At 67.6% G+C, this 24020-nt stretch carries 23 protein-coding genes; 16 read left to right on the forward strand and 7 right to left on the reverse strand.

The genetic code is table 11. The annotated features are described in order from the left end of the window. Positions 1-29: 29 nt before the first annotated feature. A complete protein-coding gene (locus tag A5744_RS13205; RefSeq protein ID WP_240563036.1) occupies positions 30-842 on the reverse strand; it encodes a cutinase family protein in 813 nt (270 codons plus the stop codon). Positions 843-1104: 262 nt separating this feature from the next. Here A5744_RS13205 and eccB point away from each other — a divergent pair, with 262 nt between their 5' ends. Further along, on the forward strand, positions 1105-2496 hold the full coding sequence (gene eccB / locus A5744_RS13210) for a type VII secretion protein EccB (protein ID WP_076061752.1): 1392 nt from the start codon (positions 1105-1107) through the stop codon (positions 2494-2496). Here the strand turns inward: eccB and mycP are convergent. Together mycP and eccD are read right to left on the reverse strand one after the other, a co-directional pair. Beyond that, positions 2461-3771, reverse strand: coding sequence for a type VII secretion-associated serine protease mycosin (mycP, locus tag A5744_RS13215; RefSeq protein ID WP_139331337.1), 1311 nt, complete (start codon positions 3769-3771; stop codon positions 2461-2463). The two genes, eccB and mycP, sit on opposite strands and share 36 nt — an antisense overlap. After that, positions 3768-5156: a type VII secretion integral membrane protein EccD gene (eccD, locus tag A5744_RS13220; RefSeq protein ID WP_083679288.1), complete on the reverse strand. Its 1389-nt coding sequence runs from the start codon at positions 5154-5156 to the stop codon at positions 3768-3770. The genes mycP and eccD overlap by 4 nt, the downstream gene beginning before the upstream one ends. Before the next feature lie 132 nt (positions 5157-5288). On the opposite strand from eccD, the gene eccCa reads away from it, so the two are divergent. The 11 genes from eccCa (at position 5289) to A5744_RS13270 (ending at position 16133) form a co-directional block, all read left to right on the forward strand. Then, positions 5289-8966: a type VII secretion protein EccCa gene (gene eccCa / locus A5744_RS13225; RefSeq protein WP_076061635.1), complete on the forward strand. Its 3678-nt coding sequence runs from the start codon at positions 5289-5291 to the stop codon at positions 8964-8966. A 7-nt stretch (positions 8967-8973) separates the two neighbouring features. Continuing rightward, the gene (locus A5744_RS13230) at positions 8974-10227 is read left to right on the forward strand and encodes a type VII secretion-associated protein (RefSeq protein ID WP_076061637.1); all 1254 of its coding nucleotides are present in this window, start codon (positions 8974-8976) and stop codon (positions 10225-10227) included. 26 nt (positions 10228-10253) lie between these two features. Beyond that, positions 10254-10571 (forward strand): WXG100 family type VII secretion target, encoded by a 318-nt coding sequence (locus A5744_RS13235; RefSeq protein WP_076061638.1) that lies wholly within the window; start codon positions 10254-10256, stop codon positions 10569-10571. 6 nt (positions 10572-10577) lie between these two features. Continuing rightward, positions 10578-10880 carry a WXG100 family type VII secretion target gene (locus tag A5744_RS13240; RefSeq protein ID WP_139331332.1) on the forward strand — a complete coding sequence of 101 codons (303 nt, stop codon included), beginning with the start codon at positions 10578-10580 and terminating at the stop codon, positions 10878-10880. Positions 10881-11048: 168 nt separating this feature from the next. Next, positions 11049-11549, forward strand: a complete 501-nt coding sequence (locus tag A5744_RS25040; protein WP_240563034.1) for a hypothetical protein — start codon at positions 11049-11051, stop codon at positions 11547-11549. 16 nt (positions 11550-11565) lie between these two features. Next, positions 11566-11715 carry a hypothetical protein gene (locus tag A5744_RS24655; RefSeq protein WP_170874484.1) on the forward strand — a complete coding sequence of 50 codons (150 nt, stop codon included), beginning with the start codon at positions 11566-11568 and terminating at the stop codon, positions 11713-11715. Between the two features lie 253 nt (positions 11716-11968). After that, on the forward strand, positions 11969-12412 hold the full coding sequence (gene rplM / locus A5744_RS13250) for a 50S ribosomal protein L13 (protein ID WP_076061642.1): 444 nt from the start codon (positions 11969-11971) through the stop codon (positions 12410-12412). Further along, complete coding sequence (gene rpsI, locus A5744_RS13255) at positions 12409-12906, forward strand: 30S ribosomal protein S9 (protein WP_076061643.1); 498 nt, start codon at positions 12409-12411, stop codon at positions 12904-12906. Before rplM ends, rpsI begins: the two co-directional genes overlap by 4 nt. Before the next feature lie 140 nt (positions 12907-13046). Beyond that, positions 13047-14384, forward strand: coding sequence for a phosphoglucosamine mutase (gene glmM / locus A5744_RS13260; RefSeq protein ID WP_076061645.1), 1338 nt, complete (start codon positions 13047-13049; stop codon positions 14382-14384). A gap of 46 nt (positions 14385-14430) precedes the next feature. Next, positions 14431-14760, forward strand: coding sequence for a type VII secretion target (locus A5744_RS13265; protein WP_076061647.1), 330 nt, complete (start codon positions 14431-14433; stop codon positions 14758-14760). Between the two features lie 2 nt (positions 14761-14762). Then, complete coding sequence (locus A5744_RS13270; protein WP_076061649.1) at positions 14763-16133, forward strand: hypothetical protein; 1371 nt, start codon at positions 14763-14765, stop codon at positions 16131-16133. Between the two features lie 4 nt (positions 16134-16137). Here A5744_RS13270 and A5744_RS13275 read toward each other — a convergent pair whose 3' ends face one another. The 4 genes from A5744_RS13275 to A5744_RS24660 are packed head-to-tail and all read right to left on the reverse strand — an operon-like array spanning position 16138 to position 18611. Beyond that, positions 16138-17181, reverse strand: a complete 1044-nt coding sequence (locus A5744_RS13275) for an LLM class F420-dependent oxidoreductase (protein ID WP_076061651.1) — start codon at positions 17179-17181, stop codon at positions 16138-16140. 42 nt (positions 17182-17223) lie between these two features. Further along, positions 17224-17574, reverse strand: coding sequence for a nuclear transport factor 2 family protein (locus A5744_RS13280; RefSeq protein ID WP_076061653.1), 351 nt, complete (start codon positions 17572-17574; stop codon positions 17224-17226). Between the two features lie 32 nt (positions 17575-17606). Further along, positions 17607-18446 (reverse strand): hypothetical protein, encoded by an 840-nt coding sequence (locus A5744_RS13285; RefSeq protein ID WP_076061655.1) that lies wholly within the window; start codon positions 18444-18446, stop codon positions 17607-17609. Between the two features lie 9 nt (positions 18447-18455). Further along, a complete protein-coding gene (locus A5744_RS24660) occupies positions 18456-18611 on the reverse strand; it encodes an Rv1535 family protein (RefSeq protein ID WP_170874485.1) in 156 nt (51 codons plus the stop codon). A gap of 432 nt (positions 18612-19043) precedes the next feature. Here A5744_RS24660 and glmS point away from each other — a divergent pair, with 432 nt between their 5' ends. Genes glmS through A5744_RS13305 form a run of 4 tightly spaced genes read left to right on the forward strand, consistent with a single transcriptional unit; the run spans position 19044 to position 24004 of the window. Further along, on the forward strand, positions 19044-20909 hold the full coding sequence (glmS, locus tag A5744_RS13290; RefSeq protein ID WP_076061657.1) for a glutamine--fructose-6-phosphate transaminase (isomerizing): 1866 nt from the start codon (positions 19044-19046) through the stop codon (positions 20907-20909). 31 nt (positions 20910-20940) lie between these two features. After that, complete coding sequence (locus tag A5744_RS13295; protein WP_076061659.1) at positions 20941-21867, forward strand: DUF4436 domain-containing protein; 927 nt, start codon at positions 20941-20943, stop codon at positions 21865-21867. A 3-nt stretch (positions 21868-21870) separates the two neighbouring features. Next, the gene (locus A5744_RS13300) at positions 21871-22578 is read left to right on the forward strand and encodes a rhomboid-like protein (protein ID WP_139329671.1); all 708 of its coding nucleotides are present in this window, start codon (positions 21871-21873) and stop codon (positions 22576-22578) included. A gap of 10 nt (positions 22579-22588) precedes the next feature. Next, positions 22589-24004: a bifunctional ADP-dependent NAD(P)H-hydrate dehydratase/NAD(P)H-hydrate epimerase gene (locus tag A5744_RS13305; protein WP_076061663.1), complete on the forward strand. Its 1416-nt coding sequence runs from the start codon at positions 22589-22591 to the stop codon at positions 24002-24004. Positions 24005-24020 lie beyond the last annotated feature (16 nt).

Consider the following 24020-nt stretch of genomic DNA (forward strand, 5'->3'; position numbering starts at 1 on the left):
CCGATATATTAACCGGCCAGCCTATGCGGTCAGTGGATCGCCGAGACCAGATCAGGCGAAGGCGTGGGCACCGCGGGCGCGGGAGCCGGCGCCGTCGTCGGAGGAATCGACGGTCCGGGCCCTGGCGCCTGTGGTACGGAACCCGGTGACTGCGGTACGGATCCCGGCGATTGCGGACCGGATCCCGGCGATTGCGGGCCGTACCCCGGTGACGTGGGGCCGTAGCCCGGTGAGGTGGGTCCGTACCCGGGTACCTGCTGGCCGGTTCCGGCCAGCAGCTTCGACGCGACGAAGGCCGCGGCCTGGGTGGTGTATACGGGCACATACCCCTCGGTGTGCCCGGTCCACTCGTTGCCCTGGCCTGCGTGGCAGATCGGGTCTTGCGGGTTGCACAGGTCGATCGCCTTGGACCCGAGCAGTGTGCTTTGGGCCGGCAGTGTTCCGCCGGCGCGGTCGGCCACGTCGCCGAAGGTGGCGACGGCCGCGATGTTGCTGGCGTATTGCGGGGGGAGCGAGTTGCCCCAGTTGATGCCCCCGATGGGGACGCCGGCAACGATGTCCATCACCGAGGCGCCCTGGGAGTAGCCGCCCAGCACGATCTTGGTGCTCGGGCACTTCTCCACGCTCTTCTTGACGCGGTCGATGGTGTCGTTGGCGCCGTCACCGCCGTGCAGCTGCAGCTTGCTGGCGGCGTAGTTCACCCCGTACGGCAGGATGTTCATGCCGGTCTGCTGGCGCAGCGAGTCGACAAAGGCGTCGCCGACGCGGCCCAGGCCGGGCGGCTCGTTGGTGCCGCGGGCGAAGATCACCTCGGCATCCGGGCAGTCGTCGGCGGAGGCCATCGACGCCGTGGGGAGGGCGAGCAGGCCGGTCGCAGTGACCAGCGCGGAAGCGCCCAGGCCGACCCAGCGAGCCGCGGACCGCGCGCCACCCGCCCGAGGGCTACGTATGCGGTGGGTAAACACCCGGAAATTTTACCCGGATCCGGCAAACCCGAAACTCCGTCGACCTGTGGATAAGCCTCCGCACCGCGCTCGGCGTGCGGTTTACCGTGAGCGGAAATACGTATTCGACAAATTTCCCGGCGGAATTTTGGACCGATCCTTGCCCCCACAATCGCCGACCCGCGTGCAAATCGGCGCGTACCGGTTTCTGCTGCGTCGCATCGAGTGCGCGTTGCTGACCGGGAACACCGGCGTCTCCGGCCGGCACCTCCGGGCGCGGAGGGTATCGCTTACGGCCGGGTGTGCGCTGGCGGCCGTCGTTGTCGCCGGATCCGCGCTACTTGCTTTGCTGCGACCGCAGGTGGCGTTCGATCGCGCATCGATCGTGATGGGCAAGCAATCCGGAGCGCTGTACGTGCGGGTGGGTGACATTTGGCATCCGGTGCTCAACCTGGCTTCGGCACGATTGATCGCACGAACCAATGCCAACCCGCAGCCCGTGCGCGAGTCCGACCTTGCCCGCACCAAACGCGGTCCGCTGCTGGGCATTCCGGGTGCGCCGCAACTTCTCGGCCCGCCGCTGTCGGCCGAGGAATCCGTGTGGACGATCTGCGATACGGCCGGCAGCACGCCGACCACGGTCCTCATCGGGCCCGCGGGGGAGCCGGCGGTCCGCCGACTGGGCCCCTATGACGCCGTCGTGGTGGCTCCTGGCTCGGGTTCGCCGGCTTACCTGCTCTACAACGGACAGCGGGCGGTCGTGGATCTCGCCGACAGCGCCGTGGTACGCGCGTTGAGGTTGGAGGGCCGCGCGCCGCGAGTCGTCTCGCCGTTATTGCTCAGCGCCATTCCCGAGGCGCCGCCGATCGCGCCGCCGCCAATTCGCGACGCGGGCGCGAAGGCCGCCGGACTGCCCGGATTTTCGGTGGGCGATGTGTTGCGCATCACACGAGCCGGGGGTGAGGAGTATTACGTCGTTTTGGCCACCGGTGCGCAGCGAATCGGTCAGGTCACGGCGGATATGCTGCGTTTCAGCAATTCGCACGGCAGCGCGAACATCATTACGGCGGCGCCGGACGTAATCCGCGCCGCGCCGATCGTTACGACGCTGCCGGTGGCGAGTTTCCCCGACCGCGCGGCCCGCGACGGCGGCTTGAGCGATGCCGATACCACCGTGTGTGCGTCGTGGACTGCCACGTCCGGGCATTCCGACATCGCTTTCCTGGCGGGCAGCAGGCTGCCGTTGCCGGACGGCCAGGTATCGGTGACGTTGTCGCAGGCGGACGGCCGTGGGCGTGCGCTGGACGCGGTATACCTGTCTCCCGGCCGCGTCGCCTACGTGCGGGGCAACGCCCAAGGCGGCGCACGGTACCTCGTCACCGACACCGGGGTGCGGTTCGCGGTTCACGACGACGACGCGGCACACGACCTCGGGCTTCCGGCTGCCGCGCTCCCGGCGCCGTGGCCGATGCTGGCGGCCCTACCGTCCGGGCCCGAACTGAGCAGGCAAAGCGCGTCAGTCGCTCGAGACACTCTTGCGGGTCCGCCTTAACCGACTCTTGGCCGCGCCGATGATCAGGGCCGCCGCCAGCGCGGCCAAGCAGATCGCCGCGCCACCCAAGGCGGTGTTGCGGCCTTGACGATCAAGCGGCGCCGGTGCCAGAGGGGGAGGCATCGGCACCGGCGCCGGGCCTGGTTTGGACGTGTTGATCGGTGGAATCGAGTCGGTGCTTACCGCGGCAAGGGCATCGATGGTGCCGTTGCCGACGACCGGATCCCATCCGGCCGCCGGGTGATGGGCGGTCAATTCGATGCGCTGCATCACCTGTCGCGCGGTCATCGTCGGGAATCGCGCTCGGATCAGCGCAGCCAACCCGCTGACCACCGGCGCCGCGTAGCTCGTGCCGGAAAGCGATGCTGAGCCAAGCGAATTCATCGCCTCACCGACGGCGGCGACGTCCACCCAGGGGCCGGCAAGGGTGAAGGCCGATGGCGCGCCCTCGGCGTTCACCGATCCGACGGCCAGCACGTAGTCGTCATACCAGGCCGGGCTGACCGCGACGGTGACGCTGTCCCATGTCGCGTCCGGACGCTGCGGCGGGCACTGCGCGCTGCCGCCGGTGTTGCCGGCCGCGGCAACGATTACCGCGTTCTTGACGTCGACCGCGTAGGCCAATGCCGCGCCCAGCGACCGGTCGTCGAGCGGCGATGCGACCGGAACGCACGCGACCGATGAAATGTTGATCACCGACGCGCCGAGATCGGCGGCCGTCCGGACGGCTCGCGCCATCGTGTCGACATCACCCACTCCGGCGCTGGACCGGTCGTTGGCCGGAGCGAACTTGGCACTCGACTGGCGGATGCCGATCAGGGTGACGTCGGGCGCCATGCCGGCGAAGCTATCGGCCCTGGGATCCGGTGTCGCAGCGATGATTCCGGCCACCAATGTGCCATGCGCGTCGCAATCTTGAGTGCCGTCGCCGGTGGACACATAGTCACCCCCGGGCACCACATCGGGTAGCCGACCGTGCCGCGAGACACCGGTGTCGATGACCGCGACCCGCTGGCCGGCACCGCGGGTGAGCTGCCAGACCCGCTTTAGGTCGAGATGTGCAAACTGCTCGCCGCCCGGGCTCGCATCCGACGACATCGTCGTGCAAGCCTCGCGTTGCACGGTCGGCCGCGGCGGTGCGGGCAGGACCGGCTTCGGCAGCCACGTGTCGTCGATCTTCGGTGGCGAAACCGCGTGCGCCGACGGTGTTCCGAATTGGGCTAGCGCCGCCAGCGCCGATGCCGCCAGCAGCCGCACCACGCGTGACGCGGTCAACTCCATGTCGGATGGAGGCCACGAACGGCGCCATAGACACCGCATATCCAGCAGGTCAGGGGCACCATCGCGATCAGGGCCAGACACTCCACCAGCTCAACGCCTCGCCGCACTAGGGGCGACTGGGGTATCGCCGGAGTCATGAAACCCAGGAAGAGCGCCGCGGCGACGAGCATCGCCGTCATCGCCGCTATCCACGGTCCTCGATCCGGGATGGCGGCCGTGGCAATTGCGAATGTTGTTCCGGTAGTGACGATTCCCCCGACGACAAATATCAGAGCGCGTCTCCTGTCAACGCCATGCGCGTGCAGCAGCAGCACCGCACCGGTGACAGTGGCGAGAGCGATGCAGCCGAGCCTCGGTGCGCCGGTGACAACGGTGACCACGGCGCCCAGGGCGGCCGAACCCGAGAATGCCGCGAGCAGGCTTGTCAGCCAGTTGTCGGCACGGGTCGCTTTGGCAGTCAAACGATCCTGGGTATCCAGGCCCGGTGCGGGCGGCAGCCGAGGCGACAATCCGGCCAGCATGATCGACACCCGTGCCGCCATTTCGAGCAGGCCTAGCGAGGCCAGCGCGGATACCGACCCGATGATGTGCAGGGGGGCCGTTGTGATGACACCCACCAATGCGACGATCGCGACCGCCATCGCGAAGCACGACACCGCGGTCAACGTGACACGACCACAAGCCGATACGCGCATAGCCAACACCGACGTCACGGCGGCCGCCATCGCGGCCAGCAGCACACCGGGAGTGCCCGGAGCGCCAGGTACAGCAAGAAAGCCCGCGACCGCCGCAGATAAGGTGGCGATCAGGCCGAGCGTGAGCCCCGCCATCGGGTCGCCGTGGGCCCGGTGCGCGAACGCGGCCAACAGCAGAGCGAGGAAGCCTGCGAATGCCACGATGCCGGCAGTGGAGTAGCGGGTGGCATTGCCGCTGACGGCGTTTCGAATGAGCGTGATGCCCCCGATACCAGCAAGGCAGCTCGCCACTAGCGCGCCTACGAGGCGATTCACCAGCCCGTGCTGGGACTGTTCCGGAACGCGGGCTGTGGGACCCAGGATCGCCGAAATCGCCTCCGCCACATCGTCGCAGCGAGCAACGGGGAGCGGAGGCCGCGCTTGGCTCAGCACCATGACGGCCCCATTACGGATGCCGTTCTGTGCCAACGTTGTCGACGCATCCAATACTGACGAACCGAGGAGGGACAGGTGGTAACGGTCCCCGGTGGGGCAACTCGAATTTTCGATGTCGAGGCTTGCCAGGCTGTCAAGGATCGACGGGATCAGAGTGGCGACGGGGACCCCGGCGGGCAGCGACAAATCGACGAGTGCACTGCCGGCATGAACCGACACGCGGCGCAGTCCCGGATCCGACACGGACAAGGGCAACCCCTTCAGACTTGAATTGTCGGCACGGTAACCCGTTTTCGATCGCCCGGTTTCCGGCTATCCACAGGCGAGTTGCGTCCGATTCGGGTGCTCCTTACCGTTCGTCAAACGGTGGGAGGGGCCGGCGTGACTGAGGTTTTTGCGCCTGCGGTGCGCCGTCCGGCGCCCGCGGTCGAGACGACGGACGTCAACATTGACGCGCCGCCCGAGCTCCAGCGTTCCTCGTCGTCCGGCACGCTGGTGCGCCTGGCGCCCGTTTTCATCTCCCTCGGGAGCCTTGGCGCGGTGGCCGCGGCCTTCCTTTCGGGGTCGACCATGACTCGCAGTCCAACGTTTCTGGCTTTTCCCGTGATGATGCTGGGTTCGATGATTGCGACGACGGTGGCCGGACGAGGCCGTCGGCACAGCGGAGGCATGGAAGCAGATCGAGTCGAATACCTCGCATACCTAAGCCGCCTGCGCGCGACGGTCGCGGAAACCGCTGCGGCACAGCGCTCGTCACTCAGATGGAGACATCCCGATCCCGAGACGTTGTGGACGATGATCGGCGGACCGCGAATGTGGGAGCGGCAAGCCAGGGACGGCGACTTCTGCGTCGTCCGCGTCGGCGTCGGAACCCAGCCGCTCGCCACGCGTTTGGTGGCCCCGGAAATCCCAATCGCGGAGCTCGCGGACCCGGTCACGGCAACGGCGTTGGACCGTTTTGTCCGCGCGCACTCGACAATCGAGGAAGCGCCGATTGCGATTAGTTTGCGGGCGGCTACGACGGTAACGATCGATGGCGATTCGGGCGAAGCGCGCGGAGTCCTGCGAGCGATGGTATGTCAACTCGCCGTGTTACATCCTCCGGACCAGTTGCTGATCGTCGCCGTGATCAGCGAGGGGAACAGGTGTCACTGGGATTGGCTGAAATGGCTGCCGCACAACCAACATCCGGCCGCGCTCGATACGTTGGGGTCGGCGCGAATGGTGTATCGAAGCCCGCAAGAAGCTCAGCGTGCCCTGGCCGGTACGAATGGGCCGCACGCGGTGGTGATCAGCGACCGTGGCCAGCGCGTCGCGGCCGGTGTGATTGGGGACGCGACCATCCTCGAGGTCGGCGCTGGCAGCACGCCGTTGGCAATCAGGGATGCCGGCGAAACTTTGGCGCTGGAGCGCCCCGACCAAATGGACGCCCTCGATGCGTTGATCTGTGCGCGGCGGCTGGCCGGGTACCGAACCGAAGCGGCCTCTCGCGGGAGCGAAGGCCTGGGCTGGTCGGATCTGATGGGGCTAGGCGACCTCTCGCGTTTCGACCCCGTCACTGCGTGGCGCAGCCAGGACCGCCACCATCGCCTCCGCGTTCCGATCGGGGCGACGGTCGACGGAAAGTCGCTCGAGCTCGATATCAAAGAGCCCGCCGAAAACGGCATAGGTCCCCACGGCCTCTGCGTGGGCGCCACCGGCTCGGGCAAGTCGGAATTGCTGCGCACCGTCGCATTGGGCATGATGGCGCGGAACTCGCCCGAGGTGCTCAATCTGCTCCTCGTCGACTTCAAGGGCGGCGCAACGTTTCTCGATCTGGCGCGTGCTCCGCACGTCGCTGCGGTCATCACCAACCTGTCGGACGAGGCGCCGCTGGTGGCCCGGATGCGGGATGCGCTGGCCGGTGAGATGAACCGGCGGCAGCAATTGCTGCGAGCGGCGGGCCATGGCAGCGTCGCGGCCTACGAAGAAGCACGGCGGGCCGGCCTGCAATCGGCCGCCCTGCCGACATTGTTCATCGTCGTCGACGAGTTCTCCGAACTGCTCAGCCAGCATCCTGATTTCGCCGACATGTTCGTTGCGATCGGCCGGCTCGGCCGGTCGTTGGGCATGCATCTGTTGCTGGCCAGCCAGCGCCTCGACGAAGGCCGGCTGCGAGGCCTGGAAGCACATCTTTCTTACCGGGTATGCCTGAAGACTTTGTCCGCGAGCGAATCGCGGATCGTCCTGGGAACACTCGACGCGTATCAACTACCGAATACGCCCGGTGCCGGTTACCTGCGCTGCGGTGGCGGCGAGCCGATTCGTTTCCAGACCGCATTCGTCTCCGGACCGCTGTCCGCCCTGCCGACTGGCGTCACCACCGCGACGAGATCGCCTTCCGTGCAGCCGTTCAGCACGCGCGCCGCAGGCCCAATCACACACGACGCCGGGACAAGTCGGCCACCCGCGCAAACCGTACTGGGCGCGGTGTTGGACCGGCTGTCCGTGCACGGGCCTCCCGCGCACCAAGTCTGGCTCCCGCCGCTCGGTCCGACACCTCCGCTGGGAAGCCTGTTGCGCGACACCGGATCGCCGAGGGGCGGCCTGATCGCACCCATCGGCGTCGTCGACCGTCCTTTCGAACAGTGCCGGGCGCCGCTCATGGTCGACTTGTCCGGAGCCGCAGGCAATGTCGCGATCGTCGGAGCGCCTCAATCAGGAAAGTCGACAGCGCTGCGCACACTGGTCACCGCGCTGGCGGCCACTCACGATCCACGCCAGGTGCAGTTCTACTGCCTCGATTTCGGCGGCGGAACGCTGGCGTCCCTAGATAGTTTGCCCCACGTGGGCACCGTCGCCGGCAGGGCCGAGCCGGCGCTGGTCGCGCGCATGGTCGCCGAAATGGAATCGATCGTGCGCTCTCGGGACTTGGATCGAACCGGTGCGGCATCCGATTCCACTCGGCAGGCCGACATTTTCCTCGTCGTCGACGGCTGGGCGACCCTGCGCCATGAGTTCGACGCGCTCGAGGAAGCGATCACTTCTCTGGCGGCGCAGGGGCTTTCATTCGGCGTGCACGTAGTCTTGTCAGCGTCGCGCTGGGCCGAGATCCGGCCGTCGCTGAAAGATCAGATCGGGACCCGCATCGAGTTGCGGCTGGGTGACCCCGCCGATTCGGAAATCGACCGCAAGCGGGCACAGCAGGTGCCGCGCGACCAACCCGGCCGCGGCCTTTCCCACGAGGGGCTGCACATGTTGATCGCGCTGCCGACGAACCCGAGTGAGCTGGCACGCCGTGACGGTGAGTCGGCCGCGCCCCCGATACAGCTGCTGTCGGCGCACGTGGACCGCGAGGCCGCCGTCCACCGAGCGGGCGATGAATTCGCAGGGCGCATCCTGCTCGGGCTCGAGGAGCGCCGACTGCAGCCGGTCACAGTGGATTTCGATCAGCATTCACATCTGTTGATTCTCGGAGACAACGAGTGCGGAAAGACGGCGACGCTACGGACCCTGTGCCTCGAGATCGTACGCACTAATAGTGCTGCGCAAGCACAACTGTTGATAGTCGATTATCGGCGCTCCCTGCTCGGGGTCATCGAGTCGGAACATCTTGGCGGCTATGCCATGTCGCCGGCAGCACTGGGTGCATTGCTGCCCGGTGTCCTCGACGTGTTAAGACAGCGAATGCCCCCTCCGGAGGTGAGCCAGGCGCAGTTGCGAGCCAGGTCTTGGTGGTCCGGTCCGGATATCTACGTCGTAGTCGACGACTACGACCTGGTCGCGGGCCCGGCCGAGAATCCGCTGGTGGCTATCACCGAGTTTATGCCGCATGCACGGGATCTGGGACTGCACCTCGTCGTGGCGCGGCGCAGTGGTGGCGCGGCGCGCGCCCTGTTCGAGCCTCCGCTGGCCGGTCTGCGCGACCTCGGTTGCATGGCGCTCGTGATGAGCGGACGTGCAGACGACGGTGCGCTGTTAGGCTGCCGCCCCGTCCGGCTGCCACCGGGTCGCGGTGTTCTGGTCGCTCGTGCCGGTGACGAACAGCTTGTACAAGTGTTTTGGAGCCCGCCGGCATGAGCCTATCGTGAGCGCTCATCGCGCCATCATCGAGGCCGGGCCGGGCACGATCCGCCGATTGTGTTGCGGCTCAACCAAGGTCGCCGACGCCGAGATGACTGAGATCACGAGGACCGCGCTGGAATCGATCGACGATCCGGTGGCACTTGTGGACGGGCGGCCGGTCGCCGTCGATTCGGTGTGGCGGACCGCGCTGCGGTCGGTGGGCTGCTCGAGGCCGGGCCCACACAAAGCCATGGTCGTGGTGCACCCGTCGTGGTGGTCAGCGTCGCGCGTCGGCCTGGTGACCGCCGTTGCCAAGGGCCTTGCCGACGATGTGTCCGCACGCCCGCGATCGTGGCTGCTGAGGCAGTCGTCCAAGCCCGAACCGGAGGCGGCGGTAGTGGTGGAGATCGCCGAACGGCTGGTGTCGATCGCCGGTGTCGACGTCGTCGCCGTACCCCGCCGAACGGAATCAGGGCTTGTCGCCGATCAGGTGGCGCGTGTCGTCGACGAGATCGCATGCGGGACAACGACGGTCACGCTGATCGACGCGCCGGCCACGGTGGCCGGGGCAACGGCGCTTTCGACATTGATCGCCGGCGCGCTGCGTAGCAACGGCCGGACGGTCGTGGAGATCGGTGACTCTGCGCTGCCAAGTCTTGCCGCGTCGGCGCAGCCGTCCTTGTCGGCCCACGACGAGCCGGCCTTATCGCCGTCGAACCCGAAGGTCGGTTCGTACGCGTGGATGCTCAGAGGAATCGGGGCGGCCGTCGTCGTCCTGGCCGCGGCGGTGCCGGCGGTGGCCTCTGTGGGGCGTCACGGTGTCACGCGCGCGGATACTGCGGCCACGACCTTTCTGGTGGAAGGCCGGGTAGCGCTGAGGGTGCCGGCGAACTGGCCCACGCAGCGGGTGATTGCAGGACCCGGTTCAGCACGGGTGCAGGTGACGTCGCCATCAGATCCCGAAGCGGCGTTGCACGTCACACAGTCGCCGGTACCGGAGGAGACGCTGGGCGACACCGCAGAGCGATTGAAACGCGCGATCGATGCCGTGCCCGCCGGGGTGTTCGTCGACTTCAACCCCTCCGGCAACAGCGCGGGCCGGCCGGCGGTGACCTACCGCGAAGTGCGCGCCAGCCACCAGGTCCGCTGGACCGTGGTGCTGGACGGAACGGTCCAGATCAGTATCGGATGCCAGAGCCGGCCCGGCAGCGAGGATGCCATCCGGGACGCATGCGAGGAGGCGGTCCGATCCGCCCACGCGATCAACGGAACCTAACGGGCGTCCGCATGGTCGTACTTGGTATGGGAACACCGAACACACTGAGCGCCGACTTCGACCTGATGCGCTCCGTCGCGGCGACCACCGATGCCCGCAACGAAGAAATCCGGGTGATGCTGCAGGCATTCATCGGCCGCGTGAGCAGTGTGCCGCAGTCGGTGTGGGGTGGGCTCGCCGCCGCGCGGTTCAAGGATGCGGTCGATCGTTGGAACGCCGAGTCGATGAGGCTCTACCACGTCCTGCACGCAATCGCCGAGACGATTCGGCACAACGAGGCCATGCTGCAGGAGGCCGGTCAGATTCATGCCGACCACATCGCCGCTGCCGGCGGAAATCTCTGAGCGGGGCTGTCGATGGATCCGGTGTTGTCGTACAGCTTTGGCGAAATCGAATTCTCCGTGCGCCAGGAGATTCACGCCACGTCAGCCCGTTTCAATGCTGCGCTGGACGAGCTGAGGTCGCAAATAGCTCCGTTGCAGCAGTTGTGGACTCGCGAAGCCGCGGCCGCATATCAGGCCGAGCAGCTCAAGTGGCATCAGGCGGCGACGGCGCTCAACGAGATATTGGTCGACCTTGGAAATGCGGTACGCGACGGCTCGGATGAGGTGGCGGGCGCCGACCGCCGGGCGGCGGGGGCCTGGGGAAGGTAGCCGGATGCACGAGACTCTGTGCGGTCCTGGCGGAGGAGAGCCGTCAGGACCGCACAGTCATTTCTACCTGGATTGCGACGCAGTCCTCCGTCGATGGTTTAGCGTCCTGGTCAACGGGTGGGAGGGGGTCCGCGCGTGTCACCAAGAAAACGCGGGTGGGTCCTGGGTTTGCTGATTCTCGTCATCGGTATCGGCGGAGGTTGGCTTCTGGCGGGCCATACCGCATTGGATACCAGCTCGTCCTCGCCTACGGGCGCGACGCCTTCTACCGAGACGATCACTGTCACCGTGCCTGACAACGCCGTACAGGTCGGCCCTGATCAAACCGTCCATAAAGACAACGTCGAGATTCCTGACACCGCTTTCGAGAAGATGCATGCACCTCCGGCTTCAGCGGTCTCGACATGGGGACCGCTGATCGTCGGTGTCCTAGCGGCTATCGGGGCATCCCTGGGCGTATTCGTCACATTGCTCCAAAAGAACAGGTCCGATAACCGTAGTGAGTGGTGGCGGCGTACCACGTGGGCGTTTGAGCGCACCTTCAGCGTTAACGACGCGGAAGCCACACTGGGCTGGAAGGTGCTCGGTACGCTCATGCGCTCTACCCTGGCTACTAGTGATGATTCTGAGATTGTGCAGGTAATCGCAGAGCAAGTGGCGCTCGGCTGACCGGACAGGAGGGTCCGTGACAACAACGTCGCAAACGGAGAACGACCGTCGCAAGCAAGAGCGGAGCCTCGACGTCCGTAAGGCCGCCGCGCAGGCCGCGGTAGCTGCCAGCGAAAATACGGGCCGTGAGGTTGATCCGCGGGTCAAGGAACTCGCCGAGTCGTAGCAATTGAAAGCGGGCGTCGGTCAGTCCTCGTGTGATGCCGCAGCCAGAACCGTTAACGCCCTCAAACTGATCTACCGCCGCCAGTCTGCCCATTTTGACCTGCGGGGATGCGGGTCGGTAAGCTGCTCGGTTGGCGTGCGGTACGCCAGGGCCTCGGGTCAATGTCGGTCGCCGAGATCAAGCCCCACCGTCAACGCCTGACCGATACCCGGGTCACACCGGGATCCACCTCGAGAAGAAGAAGGTAAGCGCTGTGCCCACATACGCGCCCAAGGCGGGTGACACCACGAGGTCGTGGTACGTCATCGACGCCACGGACGTGGTGCTTGGCCGCCTTGCCGTCGCGGCAGCCACCCTGCTGCGCGGTAAGCACAAGCCGACGTTCGCTCCCAATGTCGATGGCGGCGACTTCGTCATCGTCATCAACGCCGACAAGGTCGCCATCAGCGGCGACAAGCTGCAGAACAAGCTGGCCTTCACCCACTCGGGGTATCCCGGCGGCCTGCACAAGCGCACGATCGGCGAGCTGATGGAAAAGCACCCGACCCGCGTCGTGGAAAAGGCGATCGTCGGCATGCTGCCCAAGAACAAGCTCAGCCGTCAGATCCAGCGCAAGCTCCATGTCTACGCGGGCCCGGAGCATCCCCACATCGCACAAAAGCCGGTTCCGTACGAGATCAAGCAGGTGGCCCAGTGACCGAAACAACCGAGGCCGTCGAGACCGCGGCGACCCCAGAAACCCCGGAAACCCCCGCCGCTCCGGCCGAGACCCCGGCGGCCAAGCCCAGCGAACCGTTCGTGTTCGAGCGGCCGATCCAGACCGTCGGCCGCCGCAAGGAGGCCGTGGTGCGGGTCCGCATCGTGCCCGGCACCGGCAAGTTCGACCTCAACGGCCGCAGCCTCGAGGACTACTTCCCCAACAAGGTGCACCAGCAGCTGATCAAGGCCCCGCTGGTCACCGTCGATCGGGTGGAGAGCTTCGACATCTTCGCGCTGCTGCACGGCGGGGGCCCGTCTGGTCAGGCCGGCGCGCTGCGCCTGGGCATCGCCCGGGCGTTGATCTTGGCCTCGCCGGAGGACCGGCCGGCTCTGAAGAAGGCCGGGTTCCTCACCCGTGACCCGCGTGCCACCGAGCGCAAGAAGTACGGCTTGAAGAAGGCGCGCAAGGCGCCGCAGTACAGCAAGCGCTGATCACCGATCACTTTCTGGCCGCAACCGTGCATCTACTGCACCTTTAGCGGCGTGTCCGCGCGCAAACACGCACGGTTTCGTCCAGAAATGAACGGGCATGTGTTAGGTGCACGACCGTCAACTGTGAGAGGTTTATCCGCATGGGTCGACTATTCGGCACCGACGGCGTTCGCGGGGTCGCCAATCGTGAGTTGACCGCCGAGCTGGCGTTGGCGCTGGGCTCGGCGGCTGCGCGGCGACTGGCGAGCGCGGCGGGACCGGGCCGCCGAGTCGCCGTGATCGGTCGCGACCCGCGAGCCAGCGGCGAAATGTTGGAGGCGGCGGTGATCGCAGGCCTGACCAGCGAGGGCGTGGACGCGCTGCGGGTGGGGGTGCTGCCGACCCCCGCGGTGGCCTACCTGACCGGCGCCTACGACGCCGACTTCGGGGTGATGATCTCGGCGTCGCACAACCCGATGCCCGACAACGGCATCAAGATCTTCGGCCCCGGCGGCCACAAGCTGGACGACGACACCGAGGACCAGATCGAAGAACTGGTCGCGGCCGGGCCCGGGCTGCGCCAGGTCGGCGCCGGGATCGGCCGTGTTCTCGACGCCGAGGATGCGGCCGACCGCTACCTGCGCCACGTCGGCAAGGTCAGCACCGCACCGCTCGACGGCCTGACCGTGGTCGTCGACTGCGCCCACGGCGCGGCGTCGGTGGCCGCACCGCGCGCCTATCGCGCGGCCGGCGCCCGGGTCATCCCGATCCACGCCGAGCCCAACGGACTGAACATCAACGACGGCTGCGGCTCGACGCACCTGGATTCGCTGCGGGCGGCCGTCATCGACCACCGCGCCGATCTGGGCCTGGCGCACGACGGCGACGCCGACCGGTGCCTGGCGATCGATGCCAACGGCGAACTCGTCGACGGCGACGCGATCATGGTCGTGCTTGCGCACGCGATGCAGGAGGCCGGCGAGCTGGCCTCGAACACGTTGGTGACCACGGTGATGAGCAATCTGGGCCTGCACCTGGCCATGCGCTCGGCCGGGATTACGGTGCGCACCACCGCCGTCGGCGACCGCTATGTCCTGGAGGCGTTGCGGGCCGGCGAGTACAGCCTCGGCGGCGAGCAATCCGGCCACATCGTGATGCCCGCGCTGGGCTCGACCGGCGATGGCATCGTCACCGGCCTGCGGCTGATGACCCGCATGGTGCAGACCGGCAAGTCGCTGGCCGACCTTGCCTCGCAGATGCAGACGTTGCCGCAGGTGCTGATCAACGTCGAGGTCGCCGACAAGGCCGCCGCCGCCGCGGCGCCCGCGGTGCAGGCCGCGGTGGAGCGGGCCAAAGCGGAGCTCGGTGATACCGGGCGAATTCTGTTGCGCCCCTCGGGAACTGAACCGATGATCCGCGTGATGGTGGAAGCGCCCGAAGTGGACGTGGCTCGGCACGTCGCCACCCAAGTCGCCGAAGCGGTGAGCGCTCAGGGCTGATCCGCTATCCGGGAACCCCGACGGGGGATCCCGCGTCGGATTAGGCATGAGATTCGATAGTCCAGGACGACACAACGCTTTTACCCGCACCGGGGTCGACGTCGCCGCGGTGCATAGGGTCGCCGACCAATTGCGCGGTGCCGCCGAGCTGGTCGACGCCGCGGTGAGTGACCACCTGGCCGGGCTGGCGTTCGGCGGCGCCACCGCGGGGCGGGCGCACACCGCGCGCGGCGACGCTTTGCGCGGCCAGTTGGAGCAACTTGTGGCGCAGTTGTCGCAGTGGTCGCGGGCGTCCGTCGCGATCGCTGTGGCCCTGCGGTCGGGCGCCGAACGCTATGCCGACGCCGAGTTGTATGCCGCAGCGCAGATCGCCTGATAGTGGGCGATCGTTTGGATGTAGCCGAGCGCCTTGCCGAGGGCCGGCTCGCCGTCGAGCACACGCAAACATACGTGCGCGCTTGCCAGGCGCTGGGTTACGAAGAGTCCGACCTCACGTCGAACCCCAGCCAGATCCGCGACGGGTACGGAACCGAAGACGGCCTGAATCTTCACGCGCTCGACCGTGATTGCGCGGAGCTGCGGGCCGCGGGCGACGCAGTGACGGAAGGGCTGCGCATGCAGCGCGCCCAGCTCGGCGAGCTGGCGGCGGCCTGGACGGGACCCGGGGGAGACGCGGCGCTCGCGTTTCTGCAGCGTCATTGCGATGAAGCAGCCACCCTTGCGACCGAAGTGCGCGCTGCGGCCCAGCGATGCGAGTCGCTGCGCGACAACTTGTGGTGTCTGGTCGACGCAAAGGTCGCGACTGCCGTCGCCATCGACGATCGCACGGCGGCGCAGCGCCCGACTTGGTTGGCCGCCGCCGCTTCCCTCACGACCGGGGCCGGGGATCGGTGGACCGCCGCGGAGATCGTCCGGGAGCAGGTGAAACCCTACGTGGACAACGACATTCGCAACGAGTGGGTGAGCTCGATGCGCTCGTCGCTCGCCGGGGTCGCTGCGTCCTACGACATGGTCACCGACAGGATGGCCGCCACGCCGGTCGTGTACTTCGAGCTTCCCGGCGACCTCGGCCCCGGCTGGCAGCCGGTCGCGCCGGTCCCGCCGGGCGCGCCCGCTCTGCCCGCTCCGCCCGCGGCGGCTGTGGTAACACCGGCCGCTGCGGCACCGCCCGCGGTCGCACCCGCCGCCGCGGCACCGCCGGCGGCCCCTGCCGCGGCACCGCCGACTGATCTCGCTCCGCTACCGGATTTGGGAACGTCGCTTGGTGGTGCTTCGGGGATGCCCAGCGGCGCGGGAGATCTCGGCGGACTGAGCGGTCTTGGCGGCCTGGGCGGACTCGCCAGCCGAATCGTCGGTGCGATGGGTGGGCTGTTGGGGTCGGCGGGCGATGCGCATGGCGGCGAAGACCCATTCGACGAGGATGCGTTCGGCGAGGATCCGTTCCATCCGGACGATGAGCGCGACGATTCCGACGACCGGACCGATGACGACGCGGAAGAATCCGAGCCGCCCGAAAAGGGCGACAAGGCCGCCGGGGATAAACCGGTTGACGCAGCGTTCGAAGCGCCCCCACCGGTGGGCGCGCCGCCGGTTGAAGCGCCGCCACCGGCTGACACGCTCCCGCCGGCCGAAGCGCCGCCGGGTGAACCGCCGCCGGCGGCCGCGCCCGCACCGGCCGCTGGACCGCCGACCGACGGATCAACCCCCTGCCAGATCGCCGCCGATCAGCTTCCGCAGGCGGGACAGTGAGTGCTCAGGAGGGCCGCAGCTGGAGCGCTTCCTCGACGAAGCGCACGGACTCTTCGGCGTCGGTCGCCATCGGGCTTACCAACAGCGTCGTGACGCCGGATTCGGCGAAGGCGGCCAGGCGCTCGGCGATGAAGCCGCGCGGTCCGACGAGCGACATCCCGCGCACCAATTCGTCGGGCACCAAGTCGATCGCCTCACGCTTGCGGCCGGAGAGATACAGCGCCTGGATCTTGTCCGCGACCTCGCCGTATCCGTAGCGCGTCGCGAGGTTGTGGTAGAAGTTGCGGCCCTTGGCACCCATTCCGCCGAGATAGAGGGCTAGCTGCGGCTTGGCCCACGCCAGCCGGTCGTCGACATTCTCGCCGATGGCCAGCGACGCGTGCACCATGACGTCTAACGGTCCCAGAGCCGGATCCCGTTTTGCGGCACCGGCTTTCAGCGCTTCGCCCCAGACCGAGTCGGCCTTCTCGGGAAGATAGAAGACCGGCTGCCAGCCCTCGGCGATCTCGGCGGTGAGCTCGACGTTCTTCGGTCCCAGCGCCGCGATCGTTATTGGAATACGTTCGCGCACAGGATGATTGATCAGTTGCAAGGGTTTACCCAAGCCCGTTCCGCGATCCGCGGGCAGCGGGAGCTGATAGTACTTGCCGTCGTATTGCACCCGCTCGCGGCGCCACACCTTCCGGCAGATCTCCACGACCTCGCGGGTGCGGCCCAGCGGGGCGTCGAACGGGACGCCGTGAAACCCCTCCATCACCTGAGGCCCCGACGTGCCGATGCCAAGACGGAACCGGCCGTCGGACACGAAGTCCAGGCCCGCGGCGGTCATCGCCAGCAACGACGGCGTGCGGATGTAGATGGGAACCACGCCGGTGGCCAATTCGACGGTGTTGGTCTTGGCGGCCAGGTACCCGAGTTGGCTGATGGCGTCGTAGGAATACGCCTCGGCCACCACCGCGATGTCGATGCCTTCTTTCTCAAGTTCGACGACGCGGTCGACGGCCTCTTTAAACCCGCCCGAATAATCCAGAGCGATCCCGATTCGCATCAACGATGCATACCACGAGGTGAATTTCGCTCGACGTGGACCTCAGCCTGCCGACGTGCCCGTCCAGTACTCCGCGAACCGCTGACCGTCGCCGGTGAGACGGAGGATGTCATTGCCGGTGAACGAGACCGGGCCGTCCGGGCCCTGGCCAGTGCCGACCCACCGGCCGGCGAGGAATGCGCCGTCGGAAAAGGGCCCGATTTCAACAGAAAACGTCAAGCCCGACACCATGTTTCGTGTCTGCTCGACGATCTGCTGGAGCTCGTCGGGCCCGTGTACGTCCCGGTCGGGCCAATGGCCGACGAAGTCGTCGGTGACGATCTCGGCCGCGACCGGTCGGCCGGCCCAGAGTTCGGCGATCCAGCGGTTGTAGAGCGTTTGGACGTTAGCCATTGCGCGCGACTACCCGTTCGGTGTGGCCGCAATCACTTCAGCAGCGCGACGATTTTTTCTTCCGGCGTGATCGGCGGTGCGTCGGGGTCCACGGGATCCGTCTTGGGCAGGTGCGCGTCCGGGTCGGCGAAGGCGCGATAGGTCTTGTCGCCAGCCAGCGTGGCGAGCAGGTACCCGGTCAGCAGCGCCCGAACCGATCGCTGCGTGCCGCGATGCGCGCCGGGCAGCCCGACCGCTTTTGTCAGCCGCCGGCCCTCGACCAGGCCGCCGGGTTGGGCCTTATTGACGATGCGCAGCGTGGCCGCGGTCCACGCGCGCGAAAGCGCCAAGGCGTTGGAATTCAACGTCTTTGGGTCACCCGGCGCGGTCAGAATCAAACCCGGGACCCCCAGCGTCGCGGCCGGCTGCTCGGCCGGGGGACTGGTGACGGTCGGGAACAGCGCCGCCACGGCCGCGGGCTTGGCCGGCATGCCGGCCGCCGCGAAGACCGCGGCCGAGCCGCCGAAACCGTGGCCCACCACGCCGAGCTTGGCGGGGTGCACGCTGATCTTGCCGGGCCCGAGCCGCACGCCGGCCACGATGTCGAGGGTGGTGCCGAGATCGAAGGCCAGGTTGAGCACCGAGGGCGCCAGGCCGCGTTCGGTATCGGGGGCGGCGGCCACGAGGCCCCACGACGCCAGATGCTCCAGCAGGCCCGAGTAGCGGGCGACGCCGGCCAGCCACGTGTGACCGAACGCGACACCGGGCAGATTCAGTCCCGCTTCCGGCGTGTAGACCACCCCCGGCAAACCGGCGAACGCCAGGTCACCGCGCAAAACCCGATGTGGGCCGCGCCGGCTTAGAGCTTTGACGAGCTTGCGGGTTCGGGCCACGCGTCGACGTTAGCGCACCTCGATCAGCCCGAGCCGCCAGAGCGCCGCGTACACCTGGCGCAGCGGAATGCTCAGCAAACGAGCGGCCGTCTCCAGCACGGGGTCACCCCGATCGATCGGCGGCCGAGGGCTCGCCACCGCTTCGTCGTACGGAACAGCAGTCATGATCCGCTCCTAAAAGATTGCGCGGAAGTTCCGAGATGAATTTGCGGATATCGGCATTGAGGTCTACGAGAGCTGACAACTAAAAACAAATTGATCGATGGTGGGGCGGTCTGTGTTGCGGCATAACTACTGCGCCGCAACATCATTCGTCGTAGTGACGGTTCCTTTCACTTGCCGATATCCCGAATTTTAAGTGTGCGTCGCGATGGAGCAATGAAAGTATAGGAAACGTCAGAAATACATTAGGTGACAAACACGCATTGTTTAGGAATATGATTTCGGCTGAAATGTAGGCGCCGCGGACGCCCGTGGCGTGCGTTTCGCGAACGACCGCGCCCGGCGATGCCCGCCTCTCGGCACATTTACGCAGGTCAACGCGCTGCCGGTCCGGCCTGCTGGGACCGCCAGGGCCGCTCCACTACCCTGTGCAGGATGTGCGGAATCGTCGGCTACGTCGGGCAGCGCCCTGCCTTCGACGTCGTCATGGACGCACTGCGCCGGATGGAGTACCGCGGCTACGACTCGTCGGGAATCGCACTGCTGGACGGCATGGGCAAACTCACCGTGCGTCGCCGGGCCGGCCGGCTGGCCAACTTGGAGAAGACGACGGCCGAGATGCCGGCCGAAGCGCTAACTGGAACCACCGGGCTGGGCCACACCCGCTGGGCCACCCACGGCCGGCCCACCGACCGCAACGCCCACCCGCACCGCGACGCCGCCGGCAAGATCGCCGTCGTCCACAACGGGATCATCGAGAACTACGCCGACCTGCGCCACGAACTGGAGGCCGACGGCGTCGAGTTTTCCAGCGACACCGACACCGAAGTCGCGGTGCACCTGGTTTCGCAGGCCTACCGCCATGGCGCAACGGCCGGTGATTTCGTGGCCTCGGTGCTGGCCGTGCTGCGCCGGCTGGAGGGCCACTTCACCCTGGTGTTCGCCAACGCCGACGAACCCGGCACGATCGTCGCCGCCCGCCGGTCGACGCCCTTGGTGCTGGGGGTCGGGGAAGGCGAGATGTTCGTCGGCTCCGACGTGGCCGCGTTCATCACCCACACCCGCAACGCCGTCGAACTCGGCCAGGACCAGGCCGTGGTGCTCAAGGCCGACGGCTACCGGATCACCGACTTCCACGGCAACGAAGACGTGGAATACCGCGAGTTCTACATCGACTGGGACCTGTCCGCCGCCGAGAAGGGCGGCTACGAGTTCTTCATGCTCAAGGAGATCGCCGAGCAGCCCACCGCGGTGGCCGACACCCTGCTCGGCCATTTCGTCAACGGCCGGATCGTGCTCGACGAACAGCGACTGTCCGACCAGGAACTGCGCGAGATCGACAAGGTGTTCGTGGTCGCCTGCGGCACCGCGTATCACTCGGGGCTGCTGGCGAAATACGCGATCGAGCACTGGACGCGGCTTCCCGTGGAAGTGGAGCTCGCCAGCGAATTCCGTTACCGGGACCCGGTTTTGGATCGCAGCACGCTGGTGGTCGCCATCTCGCAGTCGGGCGAGACCGCGGACACCCTGGAAGCGGTCCGGCACGCCAAGGATCAGAAGGCCAAGGTGCTGGCGATCTGCAACACCAACGGCTCGCAGATCCCGCGCGAGTGCGACGCGGTGCTCTACACCCGCGCCGGCCCGGAGATCGGCGTCGCCTCGACCAAGACATTCCTGGCGCAGATCGCCGCCAACTATCTCGTCGGCCTGGCGCTGGCGCAGGCCCGCGGCACCAAGTATCCCGACGAGGTCGAAAGCGAGTACCGCGAGCTGGAGGCGATGCCAGACCTGGTGGCGCGGGTCCTCGCGACGGTCGAACCGGTGGCGGCCCTTGCCCATCGGTTCGCCCAGTCCTCGACCATCCTCTTCCTGGGTCGCCACGTCGGCTACCCGGTCGCGCTGGAAGGCGCGCTGAAGCTCAAAGAGCTGGCCTACATGCACGCCGAGGGTTTCGCGGCCGGCGAACTCAAGCACGGCCCGATCGCGTTGATCGAGGACGACCTTCCCGTCATCGTCGTCATGCCCTCGCCGAAGGGGTCGGCCACGCTGCACGCCAAGCTGCTGTCCAACATCCGCGAGATCCAGTCCCGCGGCGCGGTGACGATCGTGATCGCCGAAGAAGGCGACGACACCGTGCGGCCCTACGCCGATCACTTGTTCGAAATCCCCTCGGTGTCAACACTTTTGCAGCCTCTGCTGTCGACCATCCCGCTGCAGGTGTTCGCGGCGTCCGTGGCGCAGGCCCGCGGTTATGACGTCGACAAGCCCCGAAACCTGGCCAAATCCGTCACCGTCGAATAGTCGTTGAACTCGACAGGGGGAGTCGTCGCTGATGAAATTGGGCATCGCGGGTCTGCTGCTCTTCATCGCGGCCTACATCGCATCGACCACGTTGTACGGCAGCGCCGGTAAGGGCCCGCATGACCTGACTCGAGCGCAGCCGACCTCCGACGGCACCACGGTGACGATCGACCTGCAGGACGTCGCGCAGAGCAACACCGTGCTGATGACCAACATGTCGATCGCGCCCGGGCCCGCGCTGCTGGATCCGCGCACGCACGGGCTCACCGAAGACCTCAGCGTGGTGGTCACCTCCACGGCAACGCCCACCAAGCGCACGTGGTCGAAAGACGTGCTGCCCGGCACGTTTCCGGTTCCGCTCACCCTCAGCGGTGACGTGACCAACTGGCCTTTCGACCACTACGTTTCGGGGCCGGTCACCGTCGAACTCTTCCGCGGTCCCGAGCAAAGGCCCGAACGGGCCGCGGTGAGGTTCGTGGACCGGCTGGCCGGCTGGCAGATCGACATTCCCGCCCCCGCCACGGCCGACGGCCTGGCGCCCTACCAGGTGAAGCTGCAGCGGTCGGCGGGCACTGTGGCGTTCGCCGTCGTCATCGTCGGGGTACTCGTCGGGCTGGCCGCCCTCGGCCTCGTCGTTGCGGTTCTGACGGCGCTCGACAAACGGCAGTTCCAGCCGCCGATGACGACGTGGTATGCGGCGATGCTCTTCGCGGTGGTACCGCTGCGCAACGCGCTGCCCAACGCGCCGCCGTTCGGCTCCTGGATCGACGTCCGGGTCGTGCTCTGGGTGGTCGTCGTGCTGGTGCTCTCGATGATGGTGTACATCACCTGCTGGTGGCGGCACTTACCGCCCGATTTCGTCAAACCTGGAAAGCCGGCCGAGAACCCAGCTGGGGAAGCAGCGGAGTCGCCTCCGGACGAGTCAGCGACGGCCGCGTCGCCGGCGTGCAACAGTTGAGCGGTGGCCAATGCATCGGTGAGGACACGACTGCGCGGCATGGCGCTCGCGGTCTGGCGCTTCATCATCGATGCGCCGCTGACCTACAGCTGGCTGTTGGTGCTGCTGATCACGACGATCGTGCAAAATCAACTTCCCGGGCGGGAACTGCACTCCGTGCTGCTGCACCGCTCCACCAACATCCACGAGTTGGGCACCAACCCGCTGGGTGTGCTGTTCTCCAGCCTGCTGTGGATCGACGGCAAGAACCTGGAGCCGTTCTTACTGCTGTTCACCCTTTTCCTGGCGCCGGCCGAACACTGGCTGGGCCAGCTGCGCTGGCTCACCGTGGGATTGACGTCGCACATCCTCGCCACCTACATCAGCGAAGGCATCCTCTACTACGCGATCGAGGAACACGAAGCGCCGGAAAGGCTGGTGCACGCGCGCGACATCGGCGTCAGCTATTTCCTTGTCGGCGTGATGGCCGTGCTGACCTATCACATTGCGCGGCCGTGGCGCTGGGGCTACCTCGGCGTGCTATTCGTCATCTTCGGTTTCCCGCTGCTCACGATGAACCATCACGCGCTGAACTTCACCGCGATCGGCCACTTCGCGTCGATCCTCATCGGGCTCTGCTTCTACCCGATGGCGCGTGAGCGCAAGCGCCCGCCGCTGAACCCGGCGAAACTCGGAACCGCATTCCGCCGCTTCCGGTCCGGGGAAACCTAGGCTGGCTTCGATGCGGCATTACTACTCCGTAGACGCGATCCGCGACGCCGAAGCGCCGCTGCTGGCCAGCCTGCCCGACGGGGCCTTGATGAGACGGGCCGCCTTCGGGCTGGCCACCGAGATCATCGCGGAACTCACCGCCCGAACCGGCGGGGTCGCCGGCCGTCGGGTGTGTGCGGTCGTCGGCTCGGGCGACAACGGCGGCGACGCGCTGTGGGCGGCGACCTTCCTGCGCCGTCGCGGCGCGGGAGCCGATGCGGTGCTGCTCAAGCCGGATCGCACGCACCGCAAGGGGCTGGCGGCCTTCCGGAAAGCCGGCGGGCGCGTCGTCGAAAGTGTCCCGGCCACAACCGATCTCGTCATCGACGGGGTCGTGGGCATTTCCGGCTCGGGACCGCTGCGGCCGGGGGCCGCCGAGGTGTTCGCCGCCGCAGAGGGGATTCCGGTGATCGCGGTCGACACCCCCAGCGGGATCGACGTGGAGACCGGAGCGATCACCGGCCCTGCCGTGCGGGCGGCGCTGACCGTAACCTTCGGGGGGCTCAAGCCGGTGCACGCGCTGGCCGACTGCGGGCGCGTCGTCCTGGTCGACATCGGGCTCGATCTGCCGGAGACCGACATGCTGGGTTTCGAAGCCGCCGACGTGGCCGCGCGGTGGCCGGTGCCCGGCCCCCACGACGACAAGTACACCCAGGGTGTGACGGGGGTGATGGCCGGCTCGTCGACCTATCCGGGTGCGGCGGTGCTGTGCACGGGGGCCGCCGTCGCGGCCACCTCCGGCATGGTCCGCTATGCCGGTAGTGCCCACGCCGAGGTGCTCGCGCAGTGGCCGGAGGTCATCGCGGCGCCCACCCCGGCGGCCGCCGGGCGGGTGCAGTCGTGGGTGGTCGGGCCGGGCCTGGGCACCGACGACGCCGGGGCCGCGGCGCTGTGGTTCGCGCTGGAGACCGACCTGCCGGTGATCGTCGACGCCGACGGGCTGACCATCCTGGCCGCCCATCCCGATCTCGTCGCCAACCGCGCGGCGCCGACCGTGCTGACCCCGCACGCCGGCGAATTCGCGCGGCTCGCGGGTAGTCCGCCCGGCGACGATCGCGTGGGCGCCGCCCGCAAACTGGCCGACACGTTCGGCGCCACCGTGCTGCTCAAGGGCAACGTCACGATCGTCGCCGACCCCGGCGGCCCGGTCTATCTCAATCCAGCCGGGCAGTCCTGGGCCGCGACCGCGGGCTCCGGCGACGTGCTTTCGGGCATGATCGGCGCGCTGCTGGCCTCCGGGCTGCCGGCCGGAGAGGCGGCCGCGGCCGCGGCGTTCGTGCATGCCCGCGCGGCGGAGCTGTCCGCCGCCGACCCCGGACCCGGCGAGGCGCCGACGTCGTCGTCGCGGATGGTCCCGCACATCCGGGCCGCCCTGGCCGCCCTGTAGCACCAACGAAAGGATC

It is taken from the genome of Mycobacterium sp. IS-1264 (assembly GCF_001954195.1).
Taxonomy (GTDB): Bacteria; Actinomycetota; Actinomycetes; order Mycobacteriales; family Mycobacteriaceae; genus Mycobacterium.

Bases quoted from the DNA above. Each gene is read 5' to 3' on its own strand.
- A5744_RS13205 (WP_240563036.1), bottom strand. From the start codon at position 842: ATGGCCTCCGCCGACGACTGCCCGGATGCCGAGGTGATCTTCGCCCGC.
- A5744_RS13235 (WP_076061638.1), top strand. From the start codon at position 10,254: ATGGGAACACCGAACACACTGAGCGCCGACTTCGACCTGATGCGCTCC.
- glmM (WP_076061645.1), top strand. From the start codon at position 13,047: ATGGGTCGACTATTCGGCACCGACGGCGTTCGCGGGGTCGCCAATCGT.
- A5744_RS13265 (WP_076061647.1), top strand. From the start codon at position 14,431: ATGAGATTCGATAGTCCAGGACGACACAACGCTTTTACCCGCACCGGG.
- A5744_RS13275 (WP_076061651.1), bottom strand. From the start codon at position 17,181: ATGCGAATCGGGATCGCTCTGGATTATTCGGGCGGGTTTAAAGAGGCC.
- A5744_RS13280 (WP_076061653.1), bottom strand. From the start codon at position 17,574: ATGGCTAACGTCCAAACGCTCTACAACCGCTGGATCGCCGAACTCTGG.
- A5744_RS24660 (WP_170874485.1), bottom strand. From the start codon at position 18,611: ATGACTGCTGTTCCGTACGACGAAGCGGTGGCGAGCCCTCGGCCGCCG.
- glmS (WP_076061657.1), top strand. From the start codon at position 19,044: ATGTGCGGAATCGTCGGCTACGTCGGGCAGCGCCCTGCCTTCGACGTC.
- A5744_RS13295 (WP_076061659.1), top strand. From the start codon at position 20,941: ATGAAATTGGGCATCGCGGGTCTGCTGCTCTTCATCGCGGCCTACATC.
- A5744_RS13305 (WP_076061663.1), top strand. From the start codon at position 22,589: ATGCGGCATTACTACTCCGTAGACGCGATCCGCGACGCCGAAGCGCCG.